We start from the raw sequence: 24,778 nt of genomic DNA, 5'->3' as shown, positions 1-24,778 counted from the left end.
ACCTCGCTCCAGATGGCTGAACTGCTATCTTGCGGTTACACCCTGCTGCCACACTCCACCGCTATGCTCCACTGCTATACACTGCTATACAATGTGAAGGAACAATGTGAAGGAACAATGTGAAGGGAATGATACAACCCGCAAGGTCTTGTAAGTTCCAATTGTTCACAGGATGGTTAGATAGTTACGAGATTACACACAGGACGAGAAACGATGGCAGTCAAAAAGGGCGATGTGGTGCGCGTGGTGCGCGAAAAGCTGGAAAACAGTCTGGAAGCAGCGGCGAGCGACACGCGCTTTCCGTCCTACATTTTTGAGACCAAAGGCGAAGTGCTGGACGCACGAGGCGACTACCTGCTGGTGCAGTTTGGCCATGTGCCGACACCGAATATGTGGCTGCGGGCCGATCAATTGGAAAAATTTGAGTAGATTCGCAGGATTCGCGGAGGGGATCGCGTACCCTACGCAATAGAACCCCAGCGGAACCGGGCGATTCTCTACGAGACGGCAAGGCCGAACGCACTTCACCAGTCTCGCCCGTGCCGCTTTCTCAGCGAGTCCTACAGCAATGTCTACAACGTCCCACGCGCCCAACGCCTGCACCCCCACCCGTGTTGCCATCATCGGCTCTGGCAACGTTGGCAGTACGCTAGCCCAGCGAATTGCAGAGCGAAACCTGGCTAACGTGGTGCTGCTGGATATTGTGGATGGGCGACCCCAGGGTGTGGCGCTGGATTTGTTGGAGGCTCGCGGCATCGAGGGACACGATCGCCAGATTGTGGGCACGACGGATTACGCGATGACGGCGGGTTCCGATGTGGTGGTGATTACCGCTGGGCTGCCCCGTCGCCCTGGCATGAGTCGCGACGACCTGCTGAAGACCAATGCCGCGATCGTGATGGAGGCGGCCCAAAAGGCGATCGCCCAGTCCCCCAACGCCATTTTCATCGTCGTTACAAATCCGCTGGATGTGATGACCTATCTGGCGTGGAAAGCAACCGGCCTGCCGCCAGAGCGGGTCATGGGCATGGCGGGGATTTTGGATTCGGCGCGGTTTCAGACTTTTATTGCGCTGGAACTGGGCGTGTCCACTGCCGACGTGAGCGCAATGGTGATGGGCAGTCACGGCGACCTGATGGTGCCGCTGCCGCGCTATTCCACGGTGAACGGCATTCCCATCACAGAACTGCTGGACGCAGACACCATCGCCCGTCTGGTTCACCGCACGCGCAACGGCGGCGCAGAAATCGTGGAGCTAATGCAAACGGGTGGCGCGTATTATGCGCCTGCGTCTTCTACCTGCGTCATGGTGGAAACGATTTTGCTGAACAAGTCGCGTCTGCTGCCGATCGCCTCCTATCTGCGGGGCGAATATCGGCTCAGCGATATCTTTATCGGTGTGCCCACGCGGCTCGGCTGCGGCGGCGCAGAGAGCGTGCTGGAGCTACAGCTAAGCGACTCGGAACTGAAAGAACTGCACAGTTCAGCAGCGGTAGTGCGCCAAGGCATCGACCGGGCAATGGCCCTGCTTTAGCCGTGCTAATGTTGCAACAGGCTAGCTTTGCAACACATTGTCCTGCATCAGGCGGGCGACCATCGCGGCGCGAGACGAAACGCCCAGCTTGCCAAAAATGCGGCGTAAATAAGTAGAAACCGTGCAGGGGCTAATTTCGAGCGTGCTGCTGATGGTTTTGTTGGGTAAGCCTTGGGCAATTAGGCGGGCGATCGCCAGTTCTCGCGGGCTAAGGCAAACCGCCTTGGCATCTGTCGGTTTGCGACGAACCAGATAGAACTCAGCTTCGTCAACTTTTAGCTCAAAAATGACTTCATTAATTGTTTCTTTTGCATCCTGAAAGACCTTGATGGGCTTCCAAAATACGGCGGCTTGGCTGAGTAGGCGAATCAATACGTCCCGCTCAAGTCGATTCAGGTCGAGGGAGCCTGAAACGGGTTTATTGCTGTTCTGGGTAGTCATTATGTTCATTTAAAAGCCTGGAAAAAATTTCAGAACTGATGCTGCTTTCCTGAAACTTAGCCTCCATACTTTGAGATAGATTAACCGAGATTGAACGATTAAAGTTGCTCGGCGTGAATGAAATCTTTGGTCGAACAGCTTTTATTTAAGCGGCCCTAGAGGGCGATCGCCATTCCCCTATGGGGTACTGACAGAGACGACCTGACAGAGCCGAAAGTACAAAGCCCAGGGACTCTCTCTGCCGCCATACTTCTAATCTAAAGTTTTGTTCAGAATTGCGTAACGCTTAACTGCATTCAAAATGTCATTCAAATCGATGACATCTATTTCCATGACCCTGCATGGATGTCATCAAAACGTGTGACTGCTCAAGCAATCTTCCTCAAGCTATAGCTAGAGATGAACTGCATTTCGATTGGAGTGATGCAATGTTGGACGGTGAAACTCTGCAACAGGAACTCACGAATGAGTTTGAAAGCGAATTTGAATATGAGCTGCAAAATGAATACGAAGTTCAGCATGAATACGAAGGCGAAGAATTTTTGGGTGGACTCATCGGCGGCGCAATGAACGCCCTCGGACTGGGCGAAGGTGAATACGAAGGTGAATACGAAGGCGAGTACGAAAGTGAGTATGAAAGCGAAGCCTTTTTGAGTACGGTGCGTCGTCTCGCTGGACGGCTCAAACCGATTCTGCCAAAAGTGATTCCTCATGCCACTCGTCTGATCGGCAATGCCATCGGCGGGCCACAGCTCGGCGCGGCGCTGGGGCAGATGATGCGCGAAAGCGAGTACGAATTTGAGTATGAAACGGCTGGACAAATGGAATTTGAAGGGGGATGGGCAGGAGAATTTGAATCCGCTGCCACACCGCAAACAGAAGCCGTTGCTGAAGCCCTAGCGGGGGCTGCGGCCAAGGCCCAAAACGAAGCCGAGGCTGAGGCGTTCGCAGGGGCGGCCGTCACTCGCGTACTGCCGACCAAAGCGGCTGCGGTGCAAAAGCAGATTCCGACGATTGTCAAAGCCAGCGCCCAACTGACACGGGGGCTACGCCAAAACCCGACGACCCGCCCGCTGGTGCGAATTTTGCCGACGGTGGCGATGCGGACGGGGCAAGTGCTGACCCAGAAAGCCGCGCAGGGTCAGCAGATTACCCGCCCGGTCGTGGCCCAGGTGATGGCCGCCCAGACCCGCAAAGCGCTCAAAAATCCCATGACCGCTGCTCGAATTGTGGCCAATTCTGCCAAAGTCGCGCAGAAAGTGACCCAGCCTGCTCCAGTTGTCCGCAAGAAGGTGCGGGGCTAGTCCTGCTGGAGTCTCGCTTTGTTTTCAACCCAATACCTCAACTAAACATCACTGAAAAAGGAGACCAAGACTCATGTATCAGTACGAATTTGAAACCCTGGATCGGGAACTGGAATCGGAATTTGAATCGGCCGTGCTGGGTGAAAGCGATCGCGCCTATGAGTACGAATACGAAAGCGAAGAGTTTCTGCCCCTGCTGGCTCCCATTCTCAAGGCGGCTGCACCAATGGCGATTCAGGCGATCGGTGGGCTGTTCCGTCGTCGCCGTCGCCGGGGCCAGCGCGAATTTGAGATGGAGTTTGAAACACCCCTGAACGAGTTTGAACTGGAAGGCGAATATGAAGGCGATCCGTTTATCGGCAACCTGCTGCGAGGATTGGGCAGCGCCTTTGGGGGTGATGGGGAGTTTGAGTATGAGTTTGAGCAGCATCCGGAAGCGCTGCCCGAATTTGAAACCGCGCCAGCTAGCGAGTATGAGGTGATGGCTGAACACCTGGCCCACATGGCGGCAAATAGCCAGAGCGAAGCCGAAGCCGAAGCCTTCATTGGCGCATTGATTCCGATGGTGGCGCGGGGCATCAGCGCAGCCGCACCCGTCATCTCTCGCGTGGTTCCCCAGGTCATCCGTCCCCTGGCCCAAGCTGGTCGGGCGCTGCTCCAGAACCCTCAAACCCGCCCGCTGGTTCGCACTTTCCCGACGATCGCCCGCAGCAGTCTGGCAACCCTGGCGCAGCGTGTGGCCAAAGGGCAGCCCGTAAACGCTCGTGTGGCAGCACGAACCGTCGCTGGCAATGTGGCGCAGGTGTTGGGGAATCCGCGCCGGGCCTCTGCCGTGATGAAGCGATCGCGCCAAATTCACAGCCGCCAATGCACCTGTGGCGCACGCAAGCGGGCCCGTATATAGGCAAAGGCATTGCAGCGTCAGGGATATCAGCGAAAAGTTGATGGGAATGCAATCGGGAGCTTTGGTATGAATGGGTTTACGAACGGATTGAAGAATGGGATAGACCCGTATCGGGCAACACGGCAGGCCCTTGCCGAGCTATATCAGGAGACTACGCCTGAGTATTCAACCGCTCGTGCTGTGGAGCCGCCCAACCTCGACCCCTGGCTGCGGGCGCAGGCGGTGAACGTGGTGCGCCATGTGGAGGCGCTGCGTCCGTTTCGCCAGGGCGAGTTTGGCACCGATGCGGCCAGTCCCAGCGATGCCCATATCGACGCAGTAAATCAGCTTATTGCCCGCCTGCGATCGCACCTCCAGGGCGTGTCCAAAACGGTCTCTGGCAGCGCTCAGGCGGCGATCGCCCAGCCCGCAACGGCGCAGTTGCAGCAGATGATCGCTCGCAAAGACCAGGCCCACGACCTGGTCCGCAAAATCGAGCAAATCTGGGACTTTTACTTTGAGCTGTTTGGGCAGCGGCAGAGCCAGTTTGCGCCGTGGCTGTTGGGGTGCGATCGCATCGCTCTCGACTGCTACCAGGATGTGTATATGGGCTTGGGCAAGGCGAAGTCGATTCCCGCACCGCCGCCGTTCTCCTACGTCAAAACCGGGTTTTCGCCTGCCACTTTCCGGCGCGGCATTCCCCTCACCAAGCTAAGCCAGCAGTTGAATCCGTTTCCGCTGATCCAACTGCCCTACCATCGTTTGGTGAATCCCTGGACGCTGGGGGCGATTTTGCACGAAGTCGCCCACAACCTGCAAACCGACTTGGGTCTACGGCAAACCCTGCCCAAGGCGATCGCCCATCGGTTGCTGAAGGCGGGGTTATCCCCGGATGTCGCAGCCGTGTGGACAAAATGGCACAGCGAAACCTTTGCCGATATGTCGGGGCTGCTGCTGGGTGGCCCCTACATTGTCGCCTCGCTGATGGACATTGCCTCGCGATCGCCCCAAAGCACCCTCTTCTTTCACCCCGGCGCGCCTCACCCCACGCCCTACCTGCGCGTGTTCATCAGTACGGAACTGCTGCGGCGGATGGGGTTTCCGCAAATGGCAGACGACTACAACCGCATCTGGAAGCGCCTGTATCCCAATCCCCACGCGGGCACGATTCCGCCGGCCGTGCTGCAAACCTTCGACCGGGCCCACAAGCTCGTGGTCGATACCATCTGCTACACGCCCTATAGCGAACTGGGCGGGCGATCGCTGGCGGAAGTCACCGGCTTCAAACCCCACCACCAGCAAATTATCGAAGAAGCCGGACAGCGGCTGGCCAAGGGCAACGATCCGGGCATCGTCCCCGAACGCTTCCTAATCTGTGCCAGCCGCCACGCGCTGGATCGGCGGCTCGCCGCACCGGGCGTTATTACTGAAAACTTCTATAAAGCTTTAGCAAGGAGATAGCGCAGCATGAAACGAGACAGGTACACGCTTCGCGGGCGTGTGGTCAAAAACCAAAGCCAATCTGAAGCTGGCATCCGCGTAGAACTCCACGACAAAGACCGACAATATGATGACCTGATCGGCGTTTCCCGGACGGATACCCAGGGCTACTTTGAAATCTCCTTTACCAAGGAAGACTTTCGCCAAGATCCCGGAGAAACGGAACCCACACCCGATGTGTATTTCAAGCTCTTTCGGGATAGCGAATTTTTGGGAGAAACAGAGATTCGTCCCGATTTCTCCTTGGAGCCACTGAGAACCCCTGTCACCCCACCAGACCCCAGACAAGGCCCGCATCAGGTCAAGCAAGAGGGTCAGGCAACGTCCTACAGCATAGAATTAGTGGCATTAGAGGTGCCGAATCCTGAGCAATCCAAACGTCCGCCCGCCCAGCCCTCCAAAGACAAACCCGGCCAGTTGCAGGTGGTGGACGTGCTGCCCAGCCTGGATCAGATCCACCGGACGGGCAGAATGGCATCCGTTTCGGCTCCGGCCAGCTCAGGCGGCGACCTGCAAGGCATCGTGGAAAGCGCCCTGGGCGGCATTTTGGGCCACATCCAGCGCACGGACAACCCCAAAACTCTAGTAGACACGCTGACGCAGACCTTCACCGCTCGTCAGGTAGACGGACGCACCGTGTATGACTGGAATCCGCAATCCGTCAGCGTCCGCGCCTCCGACCTGGGGGGCGGCATCACCGGGGCGCAGGCCAGCCTCTATCACCGGGCAAAAACGGCGATTCAGGACGGCATTCGATTGCTAAATGCCCTCACGCCGCTGAAGCCCTCTGCCGACCGCGAAAACATGGAAGCCACCCGCGCCATCATCCGCACGGAAATGCAGGAACTCCTGGTGGAACTGGGCGCACGGGGCGGCCCGCGAATCTTGCGGGTGGATAACCTGTTTCAACTGCTGCTGGGTGAAGACGCGGACAGCGGAAATCAGCGCCCCGGTGGCCAGCTCAAGAAACTGGCGGAATATTTCGGGTTAGTGCGCGGACAAATCAACACCGTCGAGGAGGAGCAAAACTACAGCAACTTCCTGACGCTGAAGGACTATTTGCAATCGCTGCGGCGGAGCTGGGTAGACTACAAGCGCACCCAGGATTCCAGCGCTGGAGCCTACATTGGTACACAGTTGGTGCGGCTGTCGCAGGCGCTGGCGGTGGTGGCCGAGTCGGTGCAGGAGGTCTACCGAATCATGGAGCTATTCTTCCTGGGGCCAGAGGAGCGCCTGTCAGTCTACATCGACTTTACTCGTGCTAAGGCTGATGAAGAGGACATGGAGCTTCCCGACGATGAATCTTCCCGCCCTGCATTTCCGCTGGATGAATCTTCCCGCCCTGCATTTCCGCTGCCGGACGGCACTGGATATTCATTCGAGAACACCGCACAACTGCGCGACTCGATGAGCATAGAGGGGCTGCTGAATTGGGTCTGGCGATTTGCCTCTGAAGAGGGACCGCTGCTGGCGAAATCGGGCGGCAAGCTGGGCATTCGGGTAATTTCCGAGACGAGCGATCGCCTCATGGTGCTGACCCAGGCCACTACCTATACGCCCATTCCCAACGCCGCCTTCCGCCGCGAAGGGGTAATTCGGGCGCTGCGCGATCTGGCCTATCAGCTTTATCAGGTGCGCCAACTGGCGGAGCAAGTAACCCTGCCTTCTGGCGACACGCCCGACGATCTCGATTGATCTCCGATGACAGCAGACGCAATGGTGAATCGCTTGGCAAGCATGAATCGCCAGCCAAGTCGATAAGCCACAGCCAAAACCTGCGAAATCTAGGCTGGCAACACGCCATCCTTAATCCACTCCACTCATCCCTGACTAAGCCCTTGTTCGAGGAGAAATTCCCATGACCACCACCGGAGAAAACCAAAGTTTACTCGACCGCATTGCCGCGCTAAAGGAAACGCTGGTCGATCAGCTTGGGCCGCAGTTGATCCAAAATCCCCAGCTTGCGGACGCGCTGACCCAGCGCATCGAAGATATGTTAGCCCAGGCGATCGCCGCCAATGCTGCGGCCCCCGTGCCTGCCGACGGCGGTCTGGCTGACCTGATCGGCATTGGGAAGGATGCGGCTAAAGGCATCGACGAAACCCGCCTGCCTCAGGGCGTGGAAGACTACGATGAGCAAGTGGCGAGCGATCGCATCTTATCCGTTGCCGATTTATATTACCTGTATCAGATGGAAACCGTCGGCGTGTTTCGCGCCATCCGCAAGCTGCAAGAGCTATTCGACGCAGGGGCCGTCCGCCTTTCGACGGGCGAAGGAGCCTACGGGCTGTATCGGTTTGACCGTCGCAGCATCCTCCGCTACGCCGAGCGCAACCGAATGCAAACCTATCGCCGCGTGTTTGGCTACACCACCACGCCGCCCATGCCCAGCGCCAAACCCAACGCCCAATTCCACGGCATGTTCACGCAGTTCATCAACAGCGTGGCCGCCTTCTGGCGCGACAAGCGTATTTCCGACGTGATTCGCGAACGCGCTTATGATCCCAGTTTTGGCAGCATCGCCACCGTGCGTCGTGCCGGACTGGACTTGCGGAATAACCTGAAGTGGAATTCCTACGGCCATGTCAACGTCTTTCGCATTGAGACGCTGCAACTGCTCGACGAAGCCTTCCGCATTCTGGGGGCCGAAGACGTTCGCAAGCTGTTCGGTGCAGAAAACGCCTGGGATGTGGTGGAAGAAGTGATGCTGCGCTACTTCAACAAGCACGTCAACGCTTCGCAGCGCCACCGCATGGCAACTTCCGGGCGATCGGTCATTCGCTGGCTGGCGCAAAAGTATATCCTCAACAGCTCGCGGGCCGAGTTTGAAGCCCTGCTGCGGGAAATCGCTGATGTGTCCGAAGAATGGCTGACCAGTGCCGAGGTGCTGGGGATTGCCTTTCGCGGCCACACCCAGCGCGTCGTCCCCATCAACGCTGGTCGCAACGGCAACGTCGCGCCACTCAGGGCAGGGCAAGGTTAGAGGGCGATCGCCCCAGTCATGTGCCGCTTCAATTGGGTTGGATTTTAGATTTTGGATTTTAGATTTTGGATTGTGGATTGAACCGGACTGAGCGATCGCAATCCAAAATCGCCAATCCAGAATGTCTAGCCAAAATCGCCAGCCCAAAATCCAAAATCCACACCATTCCCCCTCGATCACTATGAACTCGTTTTCAACTAAGGCACTCCAGAACGGCTCGGCCGCTCCGGAGTTTGAAGATGAATTTGGCCGCCGGGGGCAAGCCGGACGCAGCATCGCTCAACGGTTTGCCGCCTATCTCAAGCGGCAGGGCTTTTTACCCACCGTTCATTTTACCCAGCGCTTTTTGCAACGGCTTGCCTCCAAAGGCGTGCGGTTCGATCCGCGCACTTTCGTCCGCGAGTTTCGCGCAGCCAAGCACTATCGCCAAACCCGCCCCGGCTACAACACCCGTCTGGCCGTGGTGCGGGGCGTACCGATTGTCTATCGGCCCGGCGGCGAAAACGGCAACCGGATTGTGCTGGTGACGGCGCTGGAGCAGGGGGCAGATTTGCCGCCTGTTGCCCGTACTGCTCCACCCAAACAGCGCGAAGCAGAATGGGAACTAGAATCCGAATTTGAATGGGAATTTGAATGGGAATTTGAATCCAGGCTGGAACAGATAACTGAATCTAATACGCCACGCTCATTCGATGCGCGGGTGCAGCAGCAATATCTGGAAACGCTGCAAGAAATGGCGGCCGAACGTGAAGCCGATCCGTTCGTCGTGGAAGATATTAAACGCCACATCCCGCCAGGGCATGAAACGCTGAATCGGGAGGCTGCCAAAGGACTACCCATCACCCCTGCTGAACTAAATGCCATGAATCGGGGTGTGCGCCGGGTGGATATTGAAAAAATCACAAACCACTTTAAGCCCTCGCAACAGCGCCGCCACATGCTGCGCCGCCACAAGTGCCAGTCGCTAGAGGAAGCCCTCGCCGAAGCGCGACAGCAGCTTGTGGCCATCTACCAGCGAATTATGGCGGCTCCCACCCGCGAAGCCGCCTTTGAGTGGCTAGGCGAGGCGCTGCACCTGATTCAGGATTCTTACTCATCTGCCCACACGGAGCGCGAAAATGGGGGAGCGGGAGCCATCCGGTTTATCCGCTACTTTGGCATGGGCGGGCTATCTTATCCGCACGAACATCGCGTCATGCCGATGCGTCAACCCAACGGGCGTATTTTCTTTGGTGATCCGCGTGATTATATTAACCTGAGCAGTACGCCGACCCGCGCGGCGATCGCCGCCAGTCGCCGCTTTATTCAACTGGTGCTGCGGCACCTGCAAGCGGCCGTGAGTTCGCCAGCCCACCAGGCCGAGTTGAAACAGTTTATGAATTCGGTGCTGGTGCTGAGTCCCCGCCGCACGCCCACCAAGTCGCTCTATCCCAGGTGCCCGTGAGAGTCTAGCAGTTCGGCAACGGAGGGCGGTGTCAGTTCTCGGACGGTATTCACCACGCGGACTGCGCCTGCGGTGTGGAGCTTGTCGGTATAGGCGGCGGCGTAGTCGGCGGGGGACTGGGCATGGGGCGGCAGCACGCCCACACCCACCCAGGGGCGATCGCCCGCCACAGCCTTCGCCGCCGTCACCGTCTGCATATCCGCCACCGTATCGCCCACGTACACCACTGGCAGCAGGTTAGACAACCCAAACCGAGCCTCGATTTGCGCCACCGTTTGCAGCAACCCCGTCGGGTCGGGCTTGCCGGGGGCATCTTCCATCGCAATTAAAATCGGATCGTGCAGTCCCAATCGGCGCTGCAAAACGTAGGTCGCCGATCCCCGCGTCGCCCCGCTAAAAAATCCCCAAGGAATCGCGCTGGTTTGCAGTTCAAGCAAGTGGGCCGCATCGACCAGCAGTGGCTCTTGGGTGATGTAGCCATCCCACCGATCGGGATCGTCTAGAATGGCTCCGCGATAGCGCCGCTGAAAGAAATCCACCACTTTTTCGTAGGACAAATCAAGCTGCAATCGCCCGGTTCCCCGCCGTTCGTAATGACGGTAGATTAGCTCTTGAGACGCTTCCCAGTCGTTGTTCCAAAGTCCTTCGGCTTTGAGCTGGTCGATCTCTGCTTGGGAGGGACGGAAATGACCGTTGGTAAAGGCTTCTACGGTGTCTGCTAGGGCGCGGCGGTAGGAATTGCCCACGTCGCGGATTACGCCGTCGATATCAAACACCAGAATGGCGATCGCCTGCTGCATAGGAATCGTTTGGGAAAAAATTCTAGAAAAAAATTAGCTCAGGACAAATCTAACCAGAAATATTGGCGATTGCGCCAGTTCGTAATTTACTATAGAGGATTGTAGAGTTTTTGAAGGCAGCCCGGACTGTCCTGGAGGTGCGATTGTCGAAGTTCATTCTCAAGGTTCTCTGGCTAGATAACAACGTGGCTCTGGCAGTAGACCAGGTCGTCGGAAAGGGAACCAGCCCGCTGACATCCTATTTCTTCTGGCCCCGCAATGATGCGTGGGAACAGCTCAAGACCGAGCTAGAGGCGAAGCACTGGATCGCCGAAGCTGACCGGGTAGAACTGCTCAACAAAGCCACAGAAGTCATCAACTACTGGCAAGAAGAGGGCAAGAAAAAGTCCATGGCCGAAGCGCAAAGCAAGTTTCCAGAAGTTGCCTTTACGGGCAGCGCCTGAGCATCCACTGTAATTTAATCAACTTATTGTTTGACCTCTGGCTTCTTTAGGAGTTAGAGGTCTAAATTTTTATCAGAATTCGCGGCGGGGCGTGCGACGCTTGGGCGGGCGACTGCGGGGCGGCTCTTGGCGAAAACTGTCAGCCTGACGGGGGCGACCAGAGCGTTCAGCCCGGCGCGGCGGCGCTTCATAAAAGCCGGGGTCGTAGGCAGGGTCACGGGTGCGATCGCTGGCAGGGTCACTGGCACGATCACTGGCACGGTCGCGGCGGCGCTTTGGGCTGGGTTCGCTAGCGCGACGGCTGAGCTGCTGGCTGATGCCTGAAAACACCTCTCGATTCAGGTAGGGATAGTCGCTGACCCACAGCCCATAATCCGCCATGTACACATCGGATAGCTCCAAAATTGGATCGAGGTCGGGGCGATTGGAGATGGCAACCAGTTGAGCGCGATCGCCCGGACGAATCACCCGATGGTCGCGCACCAGTGGAACCCTCACCTTGCCCAAGTAGCCCGCTTCATCGGCTAATTCCAGGTTCAGCCGTCGCTGCCGATTTTCGACGATCACCAGTTCGCCCTGCTTGTTGACCCGTTCCTCGGTGCCGACGAGATCTTCAGTAATGTAGACATCGGACACCTCGCCCTGCCAAAAGCCAGCATAGGGAAAGCGGCGATATTCCGCATTGCGGCGGCCGGCCTGGTAAGCGGGCCCCCACAACCAGTACAGACCAGCAATAATCGCCACGCTGAATTCCAGAATTTCAAACCAAAAGTTGGGCGGCAAAATTGCCCGCAGCACCAACCCCAGCAGCGCCCCCACGACCGAAATCAGCACGCGACTCAGCACATCCTGAAACTTGCCCCAGTAGTAGCGATACTGCTGCGCTGTGGCGACAGCGGGAATCAGTTGCTTAAAAACGTCTTCGGTGATGGGGGTGAGCATGGTTGAATCGTGGCGATCGCCCTCAGCAGTTCCCTGGCGCAACGTCCTCTTTAACGCAGCACCTCAAAGCCCTGACAAGCAGCATTTTTTCGAGCCTAGCATTTGTCCGTCTGGAATGGTCAGCCAAGCAGGAGCAGATTGATTCAAATTTTTAGACTCCTAAGTGCGTCAGGCTCATTTCTAACCCCCATCATCGGAAAACGGCTGATTGATTACCCGACAAATCACAGAATTGTCAATGGAAATTCCCGTATCCAATAGCACCTTTTCGCAAAACTGCCCCACAGAGTTCAGTAAAAATCTCAGGGAAATTGAATTCAAGAAATTGCAGAATATGGATAACTCTGGAGAACGCATTCGGAACACTAGCGATTAGGGGGCAATTGAATCGTTAGAGTTCCTGCTCAGAAGGCGTCCTTACAGGTGAACTGCCTGACCTTGGGGGCTTATAAGGTCAGGCATTTTTCTTTTAAAGATTCAGCTATTACTCTGCGGCGGAAGTAGATCTTGTTGATTCGCCGTTGCCTGCAAATTAGAGCCTTTCGTGATCGCTTGCTCGCAGCAGGCGAAACTAAAATGCAAGTTGTCGGTGCCGTCATGCACAAATTAATCCGGGTCATCTACGGTGTTTTGCATTCCAGGCAGTCCTTTGAACCGACCAAACTTTGTCCTGCACCTTGACTACCGAAACAGTATCTAGATTTTGCGTAGAAGGTTGATGCGTAGAAGGTTGACTTTTCGAGGTCGAAACGCCCGAAAAGCCAACCTTTTCTATACCCTTTCAGCCAGCCCTGAACCCGCCTAGCGACGGATGGGCGTGCCGCAGGGATAGGTGGCCACAGGCTCCCGTTCGGGTTTGGGCACTGGCTTGGCGTTGGGAATGGCAGCGGCTACCTTTTCCTCGGTGCGTTCTGCACGGGCTGCCAGATAGTCCCGTTGCAGCGTCGCCAGCATTTCCTCGCGGCGATCATAGAGGCGCTTCAGCGGACGCGGTTCGCACTGGTTGATCACGTAGGCTCCCATCAGCGGCAGGGCAATGGTGCTGTCGGTATAGCAAACGATGGTGCTGGGCAATTCTTCTGGGTCAACCTTGCCCCAGCTCACGGCTTCGCTGGGGGTTGCGCCGGAAAGTCCACCCGTGTCGGGACGAGCGTCGGTAATTTGCACAAAGTAGTCATGCCCGCGCTCCTCTAGCCCCAGCACCTCATGCAGTTGGGGCTGGGTTTGCAGCAGGAAGTTTTTGGGGCTGCCGCCGCCGAGGATGAGTGCAGCACTCTTGCCTTCTACATCAGGAATGCCAGAGTTGCGGGCTGCATAGGCGATCGCCGCTGTTTCGTTCACATCCTGCGATGGGTCGATCACCAGCTTCGAGCCTTCCAGCGCTAGGGCTGCGACGTTCATGCCGATGGAGCTATCGCCCGGAGAAGAGGTGTAGATCGGCACGCCACACTCATAGGCCGTAGACAGCAGGCAGGGATTTTTCACACCAAGCTGTTTTTCCATCGCGTTGATGTATTTGCCCAACAGGTGGTGAAATTCTGCCGTGCCCATGCGCTTTTGGAATGGCTCAGAGCGCAGCAGTTCCCGAATAAACGCATCCGTTTCCAGCAGCACGTCATAGCCAAACACAATGTCGTAGATGCGAATTCGCCCTTCCTGGCGCAGCTTCACGTCGTCTACAAAGGGGTTGCTGGCATAAAGCTCCATCCCCAGCCCGTAGTGCAAGTCGTGATACAGATTTGCGCCCGTGCTGATGATCCAATCCACAAACCCGTAGCGCATCAGCGGCGACAGGACGGACACCCCCAACCCCGCAGGCGTGAGCGCACCGGATAGGCTGAGGGCAACCGTCACGCCCGGTTGCATGATGTCACGGCTGAGCAGATGACAGGCTTCGCGCAGACGGGCTGAGTTGTAAGCCGTGAAGTAGGTATCGATTAGGTCAGTGATGCCGATATTGGCAGACAGCGGCGCAGGCGAAATTTGACGACTAAGCAGTTTGGTCATGGCTTTTTCCCAATAAGGTCCGGCGTGAATTGTGAATGTAGAACTAGAGCAGAAAACCTGTGAAAACCAGTCGGCTCAGAAAAGAGGGTTGAACGAGGCGCGGTTACGCTAGGCAGGTGCGATACTTTGGCTCAAAGACCCCATCGGCGCGGCAGGACAGCGAGGATCCCCTCAGGGTTCCTCAGAACAGGAAATCTCGAACAGATTGCAACCGCGGCAGGAGCGCTGGCAGAAGCCTTGCAGAACAGGATGGCCCTGTTGCCTGAGCAGATCGCCGGAGAACCTGTCGCATTGCCACAAGTGATCGAGCGCCTCGTGGAAGAAGCAGCGCGATCGCCCGTTTGGCGAAATCCAGCGATTAACCGTTCAAAAACTTTGATATGGAGTGCAGATCGACCCAGTTTGCTCAACCTTCTGTAAGAAGCCGACCCCAATTTGGGAGGCTCCAGGCAGATGGATAAAAACAAACCTAAAGTTGCAGGTCGATCAGCGCATACTGGGCCCTTCGCAGCGATCTGCCCAGGACAATGCAGGATCGGAAAGCCGAATTCGCTGTAGATTCATTCCCAAGTACCAGAAGAGAAGCCAGAGGCGACTTCCAGCAGAAAGGAGTTTCAACGGCTTGCAACCCTTTAGCGCTACGTCAGTCTACAGTTTAACATCCTTCTCGCAAACGACCAGATGCTAATGGGTGATAGAGCAGGGCAAACGCCTACTCAGGACACGAGGAGAGGAGAGAGGCAGAAGTGATTCTGTTGTTCTATCTTGCCCTGAGGCAGTCGCCTGCCGGAAATCGCCAATCCCAAGCGCAAAGTCTATCTCAGCAACATGAGCGATATAGAATAGGCAGTCTAGCAAGCGCTGCTCCCGGCGGGTAAAGCAGGGCTTCGGTCACCATAGGATGCGTTTGTCCTGTTTCTCCTGTGGCTCTCGCTTGTCCTCTGATCCCCCGCAGCGGTAAGCTCATCCCACCTGCTGTTCTGGAACGAAGGAGAACGTCATGGCGGTGCAGGAGAAAACGCTGACCTGTGGGCAGCTCGAATGGTTTTATCGAGCGGTAGAAGGAGATGCAGCGAGCAACCGAGTGCCTGTCGTGCTGCTGCACGGGCTGCCTGCTACGGGCTATAGCTGGCGCGGCGTGATGTTGGCGCTGGAGGAGCGGGGGTTTGGGGCGATCGCCCCCGACTGGATTGGTTTTGGTTCCTCGGCAAAACCCGACCGCCGCACCTTTGCCTACACGCCCGATGCCTACGCCACTGCGCTGGAAACGTTTCTGACCACCTTGGGGATCGATCGCTGCTCGCTGATCGTGCAGGGATTCATCGGCTCCGTGGGGCTGCAATATGCTCTGCGCCATCCCGACCAGATCGAGCGGCTGGTGATTCTGAATGCCCCGGTGACGAGCCGCGCCAAACTCCCTTGGAAGATGCAGCAGTTGGGGCTGCCGCTGGCGGGCGAAATGTTCACCCAAGACCCGCTGCTGGTGGATCGGACGCTCGAAGGCGGTGGGGGCTATGTGGTGAAAGACGAAGATCTGGATGTATATCGCCGCCCCTTTTTGAAAAGCTCGGATGCGGGTCGGGCCCTGTTTGCCGCCGTGCAAAACCTGCGCCTGCCGCAGGCTACTGCCGAGATTGAGCAGGGGTTTCAAGCCTGGACGAAGCCCGTTTTGGTAGGCTGGGGAATGCGCGATCGCTGGCTGCCCCTCAGCCTGGCCGAGGCATTTGTGCAAGCCACTCCCGAAGCAGAACTGATCCAACTGCCGGACGTGGGGCACTATCCGCAAATCGACTGGTTCGACAAGGTGAATGAAGCGATCCTGCCCTTCTTGCTGAGAACCGTCATTTGACCCAGGTCCCTCACGGCGGATCTCTGGGCAGACCTCACGGCGGCTCTCGCAGCAGATCGGAGATCAATTATTTCTTCAGCACTATTTTTCCAGAAACATCCGCCTTTTGGAGGATAAAAAAGTCTCGATTCTTTACCCCGATCCCCTTGCAAAGGATCACATGTCGCATCACACTAAACGTGGGGATCAAACAGGCGTTAAACGGCGGTTAAGAGGTCATTGTGAAAAGGGTATTAGCGATTATTCTGGGCGGCGGTGCGGGCACCCGCCTGTATCCACTCACAAAGCTAAGGGCCAAGCCAGCCGTGCCGCTGGCGGGCAAGTATCGCTTGATTGATATTCCGGTTAGCAACTGCATCAATTCCGACATTTACAAGATCTTCGTCCTGACGCAGTTCAACTCAGCGTCGCTCAATCGCCATATCTCCCGTACCTACAGCTTTTCGGGGTTCCACGAAGGATTTGTGGAGGTGCTAGCGGCACAGCAAACTCCTGAAAATCCCAACTGGTTTCAGGGCACGGCTGACGCGGTGCGGCAATATCTCTGGATGTTCCAGGACTACGACGTAGATCAGTATCTAATCCTGTCTGGCGACCACCTCTATCGCATGGACTATAGCGATTTTGTGGAGCGCCACCGCGAGACCAAGGCCGACATCACGATTTCAGTGCTGCCGATGGATAATGAGCGGGCCTCAGATTTCGGTCTGATGAAGATCAATGAGGATGGACGCATCATTGACTTTTATGAGAAGCCCAAGGGCGACGCACTGAAGCAGATGCAGGTGGATACCACCGTGTTGGGGCTGACCCCCGAAGAGGCAAAGCTCAAGCCTTACATTGCGTCGATGGGCATCTATGTGTTTGAAAAGCAGGTGATGTTTGACCTGCTGCGGCGATCGCCCGAACAGACCGACTTTGGCAAGGAAATCATTCCCTCCTCTGCCAAGGACTACAACCTGCAAGCCTATTTGTATAACGGCTACTGGGAAGACATTGGGACAATTCGCTCGTTCTATGATGCCAACCTGGCGCTGACGCAACAGCCCCATCCGCCCTTTAGCTTCTACGACGAAAAGGCTCCCATCTATACCCGCGGGCGATCGCTCCCGCCCAGCAAGCTGCTCGACTGCACCATTACCGAGTCGATGATCGGCGAGGGCTGCATTCTAAAAAACTGTCAGGTGCATCACTCTGTTCTGGGCATCCGCACGCGCATCGAGTCGGGCTGCGTGGTGCAAGACACGCTGATCATGGGGTCAGACTTTTATCAGCCCCTGGCCGAGCGCTCGAACAGTTGCGATGATGGCAAAGTGCCCCTCGGCATCGGCGCGAACACCACGATTCGCGGGGCAATTATTGACAAGAACGCCTGCATCGGCTGCGATGTCAAAATTTTGAACAAGGATCACGTCGAAGAAGCTGCCCGCGAAGAATACGGCTTCTATATCCGCAACGGAATCGTGGTGGTTCTCAAGGGGGCAACGATTCCGGATGGAACCGTGATCTGAGGATTCAGACCTTAGGGTTTGGTTCTGGAGGGCAAGACTCTGCTGCTGTGGATCAACGCACTGCTGCCCCAACGCCAACGGTTTTCCATCTGATTGTTCTGATTGGTCTGCCAGGAAGCGGAAAGTCCACGCTGGCGCAGGTTTTAGTCAACAACTATGGCTGTCGGCTAGTGTCTACAGACGCGATCCGGGGGCAACTGTTTGGCGACGAGGCGACGCAGGGCCCCTGGCCGCTGATCTGGCAGGAAGTCGAGCAGGCTTTTCGAGCGGCGACGGGCGTTCGTCCAGATCAAATCGTGCTGAAGCGACGGTCTGACGCTGCAAAGCCGCTTACGCGCACCCCGTCTCACGAAATCTCTCATACGCTCTACGACGCGACCAATGCAGCGCGGCGGCAGCGGCAGGAGGTCGTGCAACTGGGGCGGCGCTGTGGCTTTTCACACATCACGGGGCTGTGGCTAGATGTGCCGCTGGCTCTGTGTTTGGAGCGAAACCGAAAGCGCGATCGCCAGGTTCCTGAACCCATCATCGAGCAGATGCATTGTCGCCTCTCCGCAGCCCCACCCAGCCTCAGCGACGGCTTCGATACCCTGATTCACCTGCCGCCAGCCTTTTGTCCAGACCCCACAACCTGGGATTCGGCTCGGTTTGGGAAACCACACCCCCAATTCTCTTGAAGCTTTGATAGGGTTGGAATAGGGGCGTTGTCGCCATCCCCAGTTGGTATGCCTAACCCATTGGCTCAAGTAGCTTGATCGATTCGAGAAATCTGAGCCATTCAAGCGATTCAAGCCATTCAAGCAATTCAAGCAATTCAGTCAATTCAGTCAATTCAAGCAATTCAGTCAATTCAGAGTAGGTGATGACCCGATGGCTGCTCAGGACTTCAAAGACTACTACGCCATCCTTGGAATCAGCAAAAGCGCCAGCGCCGACGAACTCAAGCGGGCCTACCGTAAACTGGCGCGGCAATATCACCCCGATATGAATCCTGGCAACCCGGCCGCAGAAGCTCGCTTTAAGGAAATTAACGAAGCCTACGAAGTGCTGTCTGACCCAGACAAGCGCCGCAAATATGACCAGTTTGGGCAATATTGGAAGCAGGCAGAAGGCTTTGGCGGCGGCGCTCCGAGTGACTTTGGTGGATTTGACTTTAGCCAATACGGCAGCTTCGATGATTTTATCAATGAGCTGCTGGGCCGGTTTGCGGGCGGTGTTCCAGGTGGCGATCGCAGCTATGGCTATCGTCCGGGCACTCCACCGGGGGGCTTTGGGGGGTTTGGCGGTTTTGGCGAACCTCCAACCAGCGCGGGCGGCGATCTGGAAGCCAACCTCAGCATGACCCTTTCGGAAGCGTTTAAGGGTGTGCAAAAACGACTGATTTTGGGAAGCGAAGAAATCGAGGTGCGGATTCCGGCGGGGGCCAAACCGGGCAGCAAGATTCGCGTGCGGGGCAAAGGGCAGATGAATCCCTATACCCGTCGGCGAGGAGATTTGTATCTCAAAATCGACATCCAGCCCCACCCGTTTTTCCGATTTGAAGAAGACAATCTGGTGTGCGAAGTGGCGATCGCCCCTGATGAAGCCGTGCTGGGAACCGCCATCGACGTGCCCACGCCAGACGGCCTCGTGACCATGAACGTACCCGCCGGAATCCGCTCCGGTCAAACGCTGCGCCTGCGAGGTAAGGGCTGGGTGAATCCCAAAGGCGGGCGCGGCGATCAGTTGGTGAAAATTGTCATCGTGCCTCCTAAGGATCTCAGCCCTGCTGAGCGCGAATACTACGAAAAAATCCGCGATAGCCGGACGTTTGACCCCCGTAGTGGACTAAAGCATATCCGGCTCTAGCCCTTATTCTCTAGCCCTTATTTTCGATTCAGAAAGTTGTAAGACTTACGCACTTGCGACAAGTTTGCTGGGTGTTGGACGATCTCTCGCGGAGGCAGCCCGCGAGAAATCGTCCAACTGCGTAAGTCCTAAAGCTGATTCAGAAAGCTGGCTCCTGAAAAGCTGCGCCCCACATTTACCTCCTGAGACAGAGGACACCCCTAGATCGAGTTACATACTCTGGAGATATATCTTGACTCCCTGAGGGGATGTGCCTACCGCACGTCCCTCTTTTTGTTGCTGATCTCTTATGGGGCGCGATGGGGTGCGGGGGCTATAGGGATTGGGGATTTTAGATTGCCGATTTTAGATTGCCGATTTTGGATTATGAAGCCACGGATTTATTGAGCTTGTAGCTATTCCGGGCTTTTGGCTACCTCGACTCCAGCGGCAGAAACACCGTCAGCACTTCACCTCGCTGGGGTCGTTGTTTCACGATTAGCTTACCGCCTAGCGCCTGGAACAGATTTTTGGTTACCGCTAGGCTAAGGCTGAGGCTGCCCGTTTCGGGCTGGAACATCAGCAGTTGCCCCAGAGATTTTAGCGGTGGCACAAAGCCTAAATTCGCTCCGGCTGGGTCGGCGGCTGGTTGTTCTGCCTCAAATTGGAGCTTGAGCTGGTGTCCGGCTAGCTCCACCTGGAGGCGAATTTCGCTCCCTGGCGCAAGGGTCTGCGTGAGTCGGTCGATCAGCCCCGTCAACACCTGATCAAACAGGTTGGGGTCGGTGACGACGTTCGGCAGCTTTTGCGGCAGTTCGACCTTGAGTTCTAAACTGCGCTGGCTGGCCAGTTGCTTCCAACGAGACACGTTTTGCTCGAACACCTGCGCCAGAGACACCGGGGCCAGCGGCATCAGCGGATGTTTGACCGGAGCCGTCTCCAGTTCTGCGGCTCGGAAAATCAGGTTAAACCGATCGATTTGTTCGGTGCATTCCTGGTCGATGACTTGCAGGCGCTTTAGCACGTCGGGGCTGAGGTCTTTGCGCTTTAGCAGGAGCCGCGTCAGGGTGCGGATGGTGGTTAGCGGGGTGCGGACTTCGTGGGCGATCGCCTGCAAGAGTTCCATATCCAGGTGTTCGCTCTTGGCGCTCAGCAGATCATCTGCCTCTGCCTGGCCCTTGCGGCTAGCGTTGTTGCCATTGGTCGAGCTTGACTGCTGCAAGCCCAGGGCGATCGCCTCGCCATCGTGGAGCCAGTGCAAGGGCGACACCTCAACGGCCTCGGCCGCTTCTTCTGGGACACTGGGGCGATCGCCCACAGTCGGCAGCGAGTTGGGATGGGCTTCCCACTCCAGCGGCTCTGGCAAAAAGTCGAGCATCAGCCGATTGAACCGGGAAACCAGTCGATAGTCGGGCAATGCGGTGGGGCGATCGTCAGGACGATTGGGATCGAGCGGCATGAACTGGATAACCAGTGGCTCGATCTGTCCCAAGATCCCCGCCCCTGCAAACAGCAGCCGCGCCCGCAGCGCCTGCCACGCCGCCCACACCACCACCGGGTCAAAGGACAGCATAAACGCAGGCGTGCCTTCCAGATCTTCCCCCAACACCATCACCAGCCCAAAGGTCGGCGTTAGCACCAGGCAAAACTGCTCCGCCGCCAGCGGATCATTGGGCATGAGGGGCACCGTGGCCGCCGTAGAGCCGTGCGGGGCGTTGTGCTGGGCCGAGGGCAACAGCCGGAACGGAAGCCACGACGCGGTTTCTAGCGCATTTACCGTGAAATTCCAGGTGGCAACCCGTGCGACCACATCGGGCGCTTCTAGCACGGGTAGCGGCCCCGATAGCACCAAAGCCTGGGCTTTTGCTCTGGAGGAGCAAGGCTTGGAGTCAGAGGGGAGCGTTTCCAAAAGCAGATGGTTCAGCGCGGCGATCGCCCCCCACCATTCGCGCTCAGCCTTAAGCTGCTGCCGGGCCACAGGGCCAGGCTGCCGCACCGGGCTTTCTGCCTGGGCAACGACTTCACTGAGGGTGGGTAGATACCACTTATGCACGGCTGCGCGTCCTGGAAACAAACGGTTCCAACATCGATGAGTGCAGAACAGTGAGGTAAAACGCGGCTGCCATTGCCCCTAGAGAGGTTCTACAGAGGCAGTATACCCACAGGCATTCAGCCTTGGCACATCTCTCTGGTACATCTCTCTGGTACACCTATCTGGCACACCTATCTGGCACACCTATCTGGCACACTTACCTGGCACAATCCTGGCGCATTTACCTGGCATAATCTAGGCCAATGCACAGCGATCGCGCCTTATCACTAATCACCTCATGCTCCTATATAAGACGATATCGATAAACCTCCAGAGAGCCTAGCTCTAGAACCGAACTCTGGGGTCGCAATGCCCGCCCTATGATGGGCATCAGGGGCGATCGCCCTCAAGCTGGGACACGAACGGAGGACTGATGCAGTTGCAAGATTTCTCGCGGGCGCAGTCCACAAGAAATCCTCCAAAATCCAGAAGACTGATTACAAGTTATTGCAAGTGCGTAAGTCCTGAAAAGATAGAGGGCAGAGACTTGGCGACGGTACTGGTGGTGTGTCCGGGGGTGCATTCGCCCCGGTTTACAGAATCTTTTCTGGCGGCAGTGGCACTGGATCGGGCGGACATGGTGCAAATTTGCGTCATACCGGGCGATCGCCAGCCCGTTTATTCGCCGCTGTACGGGCTGAGGGTGTTGCAGCATCGGCTGGGCGCACCCTTGGCCGCCCCGCCAGTCTTGTTTCTCGGCTTTAGTGCAGGTGTGGTGGGGTTGGCGGCGATCGCCCCCCTCTGGCAAGCGCTCGGCGGAACCGTGCTGGGGCTGATTGCGCTAGACGGCTGGGGTGTGCCCCTGAGCGGCCCTTTCCCCATCCATCGACTCAGCCACGATCGCTTTACCGACTGGAGTTCGGCCTTACTAGATGGGCCAGCGGTGGGCGCTAGGGGAAGCCGCTTTTATGCAGAACCCGCCGTGGCGCATCTGGATCTGTGGCGATCGCCCCACACCGCGATGGGCTGGTGGCAGCCTGCCTCGGCAACGCCAGTTCGCACCACTGCCGCCACCTGCCTGCAAACGCTAATCCACACCACCGCTGCGCTGTAACGTTCCTATCAACCCGAACTAGGCAATAAGCGTGCCCGTGTCTTGCAGGATTTTGTTTTTGCTGCGAGGGCTGGTCTTGCGGTTGCGCTTGCGGCGCACTGTAGCAGGCTTCAGCGCGTCCCAGGCTTGCCCGTTGGGGGCGCGTTCGGCGGCAAAGGCGCTGACGATTTCGCCTTCGAGGTAGTTTGCCCATGCGCGATAGATGGTGGTCTTGGCAGCGCGATCGAGCCGCAGGGCCGCTGCTCTGAGGATGGTGTCGCTGGTGAGGCGATCGAGGTTGACTTCGAGGTTAGCCATCCAGTTTCACCGGGAAAGTTACCTCTTCGCCTGCGATGACTCGCTTCACAGCTTGCCCAGCGCGAAAGTATGGGCCCTGTTCAAACTTGTACTTCTCAAAGAGGGATTTGTCAGAGCGGATGAGTTGCAGGGGCTGACCGTTCAGGTCGATTTCTTCCACAGAGAACTGGTAGGAATTTTGAGTCCCGCCGTCTGAAATCAGGGCTTCAAAGCCGCTCTCATTTGGGGTTACAGATAGAAGCTCAATCATCTGCCTAGCACCGCCCTTTCTATCCAAACTCGCTCAAACTCTGATACTTCCATTTTATAGCGGCTGCCAGCTCTAGCCCTAGCACTTCGCCCCCACGGATCTCGAATCAGCAGTCTCCCGCCCGGGTCGAATCCATCAACAATCACCATGTGGCCAATCGAGCTACCAGGCTCCCACAAAATTGCAGCCCAGCTTCCGGTGCTGTTGAGCGTTTCAATGAGCTGCTGGGTGGTGGCTCCATCGGGCAGGCGCACTTCTCCACCGCTCCACCGCCTGCTTTGGTCAAGCTGGTCAAGCACAAAGCCGAGGTCTGCGTCGGCAATCGGCACACCTCCGGCCAGTTCGGCGATCGCCCTCTGGTTCTGAGAAATGCCGCGATCGGCTAAGAGCATTTCACCACAGGCAGCGGCACAGGCGTTGTCGTTGAACTGCTTTGGAACGGCGCGATCTGCCCGCTCATCAAAGACTCGCCAGCTTCCACCTGCGCCCGTTCTTAGAGTCCCTGCTTCCATTGGTCGCTCTGCAAACCGCTGATTAATCCGCTCCGCCTCTGCCCTGATTTGGGTTGCAATTGGCTCCGGGCTGCGATCAATAATCCGCTGCAAAATCTCCTCCCGCCGCGCCGCACCGCCCTGCCCTGGCGGGTCAGCACTCCAGCCCTCACTGGGTTCAATCACCGGACGATAGGTCTTCCCGTCGATTTCCACCTGCGCCGTGTCGCCCCGCTTCAGGTCGCTCACCGTCAGCCCGCGCTGCTGGAGCTGCCGCTCCGTCAGGGAAATGGTGCGGCACCGACAGCCGTAGCCCTCTGGCGGGTGAATCGGCATCTCATTGGCGCGAAACACCTGGCGATCGAGCGCCAGATGCAGCGGGCGCGGCTCCCGGCTGCCAGAGTGAATCCATTGCAAATAGGGCTGGAGCCTGCCTGCAAACGCTGATTTATACCACTGTTGGGCTATGACGTTCCCAACAACCCGAACCAGCAACCCGAACCAGCAACCCGATTAACACCCGTGTTTCACATCGCACCTCACCTGGAAACCAAGCGCCTCTATCTGCGACTGTTTCAGCCCGGCGACCTAGACAGCACGCCGGAAATCGAAGTGGGGTATGTGCTGGATTGCCCCTTTTGGGGACGTGGGTTAGCCACCGAGGCGGCGCGGGCCAGCCTCCAGTTTGGGTTTGATACCTTAGGGCTAGAGCGGATTGTGGCGATCGCCCGGCCCGAAAACCACGCCTCACAGCGTGTCATGCAAAAACTCGGCATGACCTATGAAAAAGACGCTTTTTACTACAACTGTGCGGTCGTGTATTGGGCGATCGCCCGCGAACATTTCTCGCCATGACACCTACTCACAGTCATCCCCTTTAAACTAGCCTGAGGTTGCCCTCGACCTAGCGTAGAAGGATGAATGGAGCAATACACTAGACTCAATGCGGATGGCGAGACTCGAACTCGCAAGGCAAAGCCACACGCCCCTCAAACGTGCGCGTATACCAATTCCGCCACATCCGCGTGGGGGGAACGGGCAAATCAGCATGAGGGATCACTGCTGACTTACTCACAGTCTTTAACTGTACTCCAAAATCGCGCAATCGTCCAAGCCACGCGCTGCA

At 57.1% G+C, this 24,778-nt stretch carries 23 protein-coding genes, 1 tRNA gene and 1 pseudogene; 16 read left to right on the top strand and 9 right to left on the bottom strand.

Annotated elements, in window-relative coordinates:
- Positions 1-213 precede the first annotated feature (213 nt).
- On the top strand, positions 214-429 hold the full coding sequence (gene ndhO, locus HNI00_RS16200; RefSeq protein ID WP_068513798.1) for an NAD(P)H-quinone oxidoreductase subunit O: 216 nt from the start codon (positions 214-216) through the stop codon (positions 427-429).
- A 139-nt stretch (positions 430-568) separates the two neighbouring features.
- The gene (gene mdh, locus HNI00_RS16195) at positions 569-1,534 is read left to right on the top strand and encodes a malate dehydrogenase (protein WP_297075223.1); all 966 of its coding nucleotides are present in this window, start codon (positions 569-571) and stop codon (positions 1,532-1,534) included.
- Between the two features lie 21 nt (positions 1,535-1,555).
- Here mdh and HNI00_RS16190 read toward each other — a convergent pair whose 3' ends face one another.
- Positions 1,556-1,975, bottom strand: a complete 420-nt coding sequence (locus tag HNI00_RS16190; RefSeq protein WP_316787591.1) for a response regulator transcription factor — start codon at positions 1,973-1,975, stop codon at positions 1,556-1,558.
- Between the two features lie 428 nt (positions 1,976-2,403).
- On the opposite strand from HNI00_RS16190, the gene HNI00_RS16185 reads away from it, so the two are divergent.
- The 6 genes from HNI00_RS16185 (at position 2,404) to HNI00_RS16160 (ending at position 10,089) form a co-directional block, all read left to right on the top strand.
- Positions 2,404-3,279: a hypothetical protein gene (locus HNI00_RS16185; protein WP_316787590.1), complete on the top strand. Its 876-nt coding sequence runs from the start codon at positions 2,404-2,406 to the stop codon at positions 3,277-3,279.
- Positions 3,280-3,352: 73 nt separating this feature from the next.
- Complete coding sequence (locus tag HNI00_RS16180) at positions 3,353-4,183, top strand: hypothetical protein (protein WP_316787589.1); 831 nt, start codon at positions 3,353-3,355, stop codon at positions 4,181-4,183.
- Positions 4,184-4,249: 66 nt separating this feature from the next.
- On the top strand, positions 4,250-5,623 hold the full coding sequence (locus tag HNI00_RS16175) for a hypothetical protein (RefSeq protein WP_316787588.1): 1,374 nt from the start codon (positions 4,250-4,252) through the stop codon (positions 5,621-5,623).
- 6 nt (positions 5,624-5,629) lie between these two features.
- Complete coding sequence (locus HNI00_RS16170; RefSeq protein WP_316787587.1) at positions 5,630-7,357, top strand: transthyretin-like family protein; 1,728 nt, start codon at positions 5,630-5,632, stop codon at positions 7,355-7,357.
- A 163-nt stretch (positions 7,358-7,520) separates the two neighbouring features.
- The gene (locus HNI00_RS16165; RefSeq protein ID WP_316787586.1) at positions 7,521-8,645 is read left to right on the top strand and encodes a hypothetical protein; all 1,125 of its coding nucleotides are present in this window, start codon (positions 7,521-7,523) and stop codon (positions 8,643-8,645) included.
- 181 nt (positions 8,646-8,826) lie between these two features.
- Positions 8,827-10,089: a hypothetical protein gene (locus tag HNI00_RS16160; protein WP_316787585.1), complete on the top strand. Its 1,263-nt coding sequence runs from the start codon at positions 8,827-8,829 to the stop codon at positions 10,087-10,089.
- Here the strand turns inward: HNI00_RS16160 and HNI00_RS16155 are convergent.
- Entirely contained in the window at positions 10,071-10,889 is an 819-nt protein-coding gene (locus HNI00_RS16155) for a TIGR01548 family HAD-type hydrolase (RefSeq protein ID WP_316787584.1), read from the bottom strand. The two genes, HNI00_RS16160 and HNI00_RS16155, sit on opposite strands and share 19 nt — an antisense overlap.
- 143 nt (positions 10,890-11,032) lie before the next feature.
- Here HNI00_RS16155 and HNI00_RS16150 point away from each other — a divergent pair, with 143 nt between their 5' ends.
- The gene (locus tag HNI00_RS16150; RefSeq protein WP_068513776.1) at positions 11,033-11,332 is read left to right on the top strand and encodes a 30S ribosomal protein PSRP-3; all 300 of its coding nucleotides are present in this window, start codon (positions 11,033-11,035) and stop codon (positions 11,330-11,332) included.
- 72 nt (positions 11,333-11,404) lie between these two features.
- On the opposite strand, the gene HNI00_RS16145 is transcribed toward HNI00_RS16150, so the two are convergent.
- Entirely contained in the window at positions 11,405-12,316 is a 912-nt protein-coding gene (locus HNI00_RS16145; protein WP_316787582.1) for a phosphate ABC transporter permease, read from the bottom strand.
- 462 nt (positions 12,317-12,778) lie between these two features.
- On the opposite strand from HNI00_RS16145, the pseudogene HNI00_RS22295 reads away from it, so the two are divergent.
- Positions 12,779-12,955, top strand: a pseudogene (locus HNI00_RS22295) (IS110 family transposase); the annotation flags it as partial.
- 120 nt (positions 12,956-13,075) lie between these two features.
- Here HNI00_RS22295 and HNI00_RS16140 read toward each other — a convergent pair.
- Entirely contained in the window at positions 13,076-14,281 is a 1,206-nt protein-coding gene (locus HNI00_RS16140) for a homospermidine biosynthesis protein (protein WP_316787581.1), read from the bottom strand.
- Positions 14,282-15,281: 1,000 nt separating this feature from the next.
- Here HNI00_RS16140 and HNI00_RS16135 point away from each other — a divergent pair.
- The 4 genes from HNI00_RS16135 (at position 15,282) to HNI00_RS16120 (ending at position 19,489) form a co-directional block, all read left to right on the top strand.
- On the top strand, positions 15,282-16,130 hold the full coding sequence (locus HNI00_RS16135) for an alpha/beta fold hydrolase (RefSeq protein WP_297079197.1): 849 nt from the start codon (positions 15,282-15,284) through the stop codon (positions 16,128-16,130).
- Between the two features lie 221 nt (positions 16,131-16,351).
- Positions 16,352-17,641 (top strand): glucose-1-phosphate adenylyltransferase, encoded by a 1,290-nt coding sequence (locus HNI00_RS16130; protein ID WP_316787580.1) that lies wholly within the window; start codon positions 16,352-16,354, stop codon positions 17,639-17,641.
- A 47-nt stretch (positions 17,642-17,688) separates the two neighbouring features.
- Positions 17,689-18,318: an AAA family ATPase gene (locus HNI00_RS16125; protein WP_316787579.1), complete on the top strand. Its 630-nt coding sequence runs from the start codon at positions 17,689-17,691 to the stop codon at positions 18,316-18,318.
- Between the two features lie 193 nt (positions 18,319-18,511).
- Complete coding sequence (locus HNI00_RS16120; protein WP_316787578.1) at positions 18,512-19,489, top strand: DnaJ C-terminal domain-containing protein; 978 nt, start codon at positions 18,512-18,514, stop codon at positions 19,487-19,489.
- Between the two features lie 412 nt (positions 19,490-19,901).
- On the opposite strand, the gene HNI00_RS16115 is transcribed toward HNI00_RS16120, so the two are convergent.
- Positions 19,902-21,521 (bottom strand): sensor histidine kinase, encoded by a 1,620-nt coding sequence (locus HNI00_RS16115; RefSeq protein ID WP_316787577.1) that lies wholly within the window; start codon positions 21,519-21,521, stop codon positions 19,902-19,904.
- A 526-nt stretch (positions 21,522-22,047) separates the two neighbouring features.
- On the opposite strand from HNI00_RS16115, the gene HNI00_RS16110 reads away from it, so the two are divergent.
- Positions 22,048-22,614, top strand: a complete 567-nt coding sequence (locus HNI00_RS16110) for a hypothetical protein (RefSeq protein ID WP_316787576.1) — start codon at positions 22,048-22,050, stop codon at positions 22,612-22,614.
- An 18-nt stretch (positions 22,615-22,632) separates the two neighbouring features.
- Here HNI00_RS16110 and HNI00_RS16105 read toward each other — a convergent pair whose 3' ends face one another.
- Genes HNI00_RS16105 through HNI00_RS16095 form a run of 3 tightly spaced genes read right to left on the bottom strand, consistent with a single transcriptional unit; the run spans position 22,633 to position 24,147 of the window.
- Positions 22,633-22,911 (bottom strand): phage virion morphogenesis family protein, encoded by a 279-nt coding sequence (locus HNI00_RS16105; protein WP_316787575.1) that lies wholly within the window; start codon positions 22,909-22,911, stop codon positions 22,633-22,635.
- A complete protein-coding gene (locus HNI00_RS16100; RefSeq protein WP_316787574.1) occupies positions 22,904-23,161 on the bottom strand; it encodes a hypothetical protein in 258 nt (85 codons plus the stop codon). The genes HNI00_RS16105 and HNI00_RS16100 overlap by 8 nt, the downstream gene beginning before the upstream one ends.
- Entirely contained in the window at positions 23,158-24,147 is a 990-nt protein-coding gene (locus tag HNI00_RS16095) for a C39 family peptidase (RefSeq protein WP_316787573.1), read from the bottom strand. Before HNI00_RS16095 ends, HNI00_RS16100 begins: the two co-directional genes overlap by 4 nt.
- A 27-nt stretch (positions 24,148-24,174) precedes the next feature.
- On the opposite strand from HNI00_RS16095, the gene HNI00_RS16090 reads away from it, so the two are divergent.
- Positions 24,175-24,507 carry a GNAT family N-acetyltransferase gene (locus HNI00_RS16090; protein ID WP_316787572.1) on the top strand — a complete coding sequence of 111 codons (333 nt, stop codon included), beginning with the start codon at positions 24,175-24,177 and terminating at the stop codon, positions 24,505-24,507.
- 89 nt (positions 24,508-24,596) lie between these two features.
- On the opposite strand, the gene HNI00_RS16085 is transcribed toward HNI00_RS16090, so the two are convergent.
- Positions 24,597-24,677: transfer RNA gene (locus HNI00_RS16085), tRNA-Leu, on the bottom strand.
- Between the last annotated feature and the right edge of the window lie 101 nt (positions 24,678-24,778).

The organism is Thermoleptolyngbya oregonensis NK1-22, assembly GCF_032705245.1.
Lineage (GTDB): Bacteria > Cyanobacteriota > Cyanobacteriia > Elainellales > Elainellaceae > Thermoleptolyngbya > Thermoleptolyngbya sichuanensis.
Note: the sequence above shows the minus strand (reverse complement) of the source record. Positions and strands in the feature narration are given on the sequence as shown.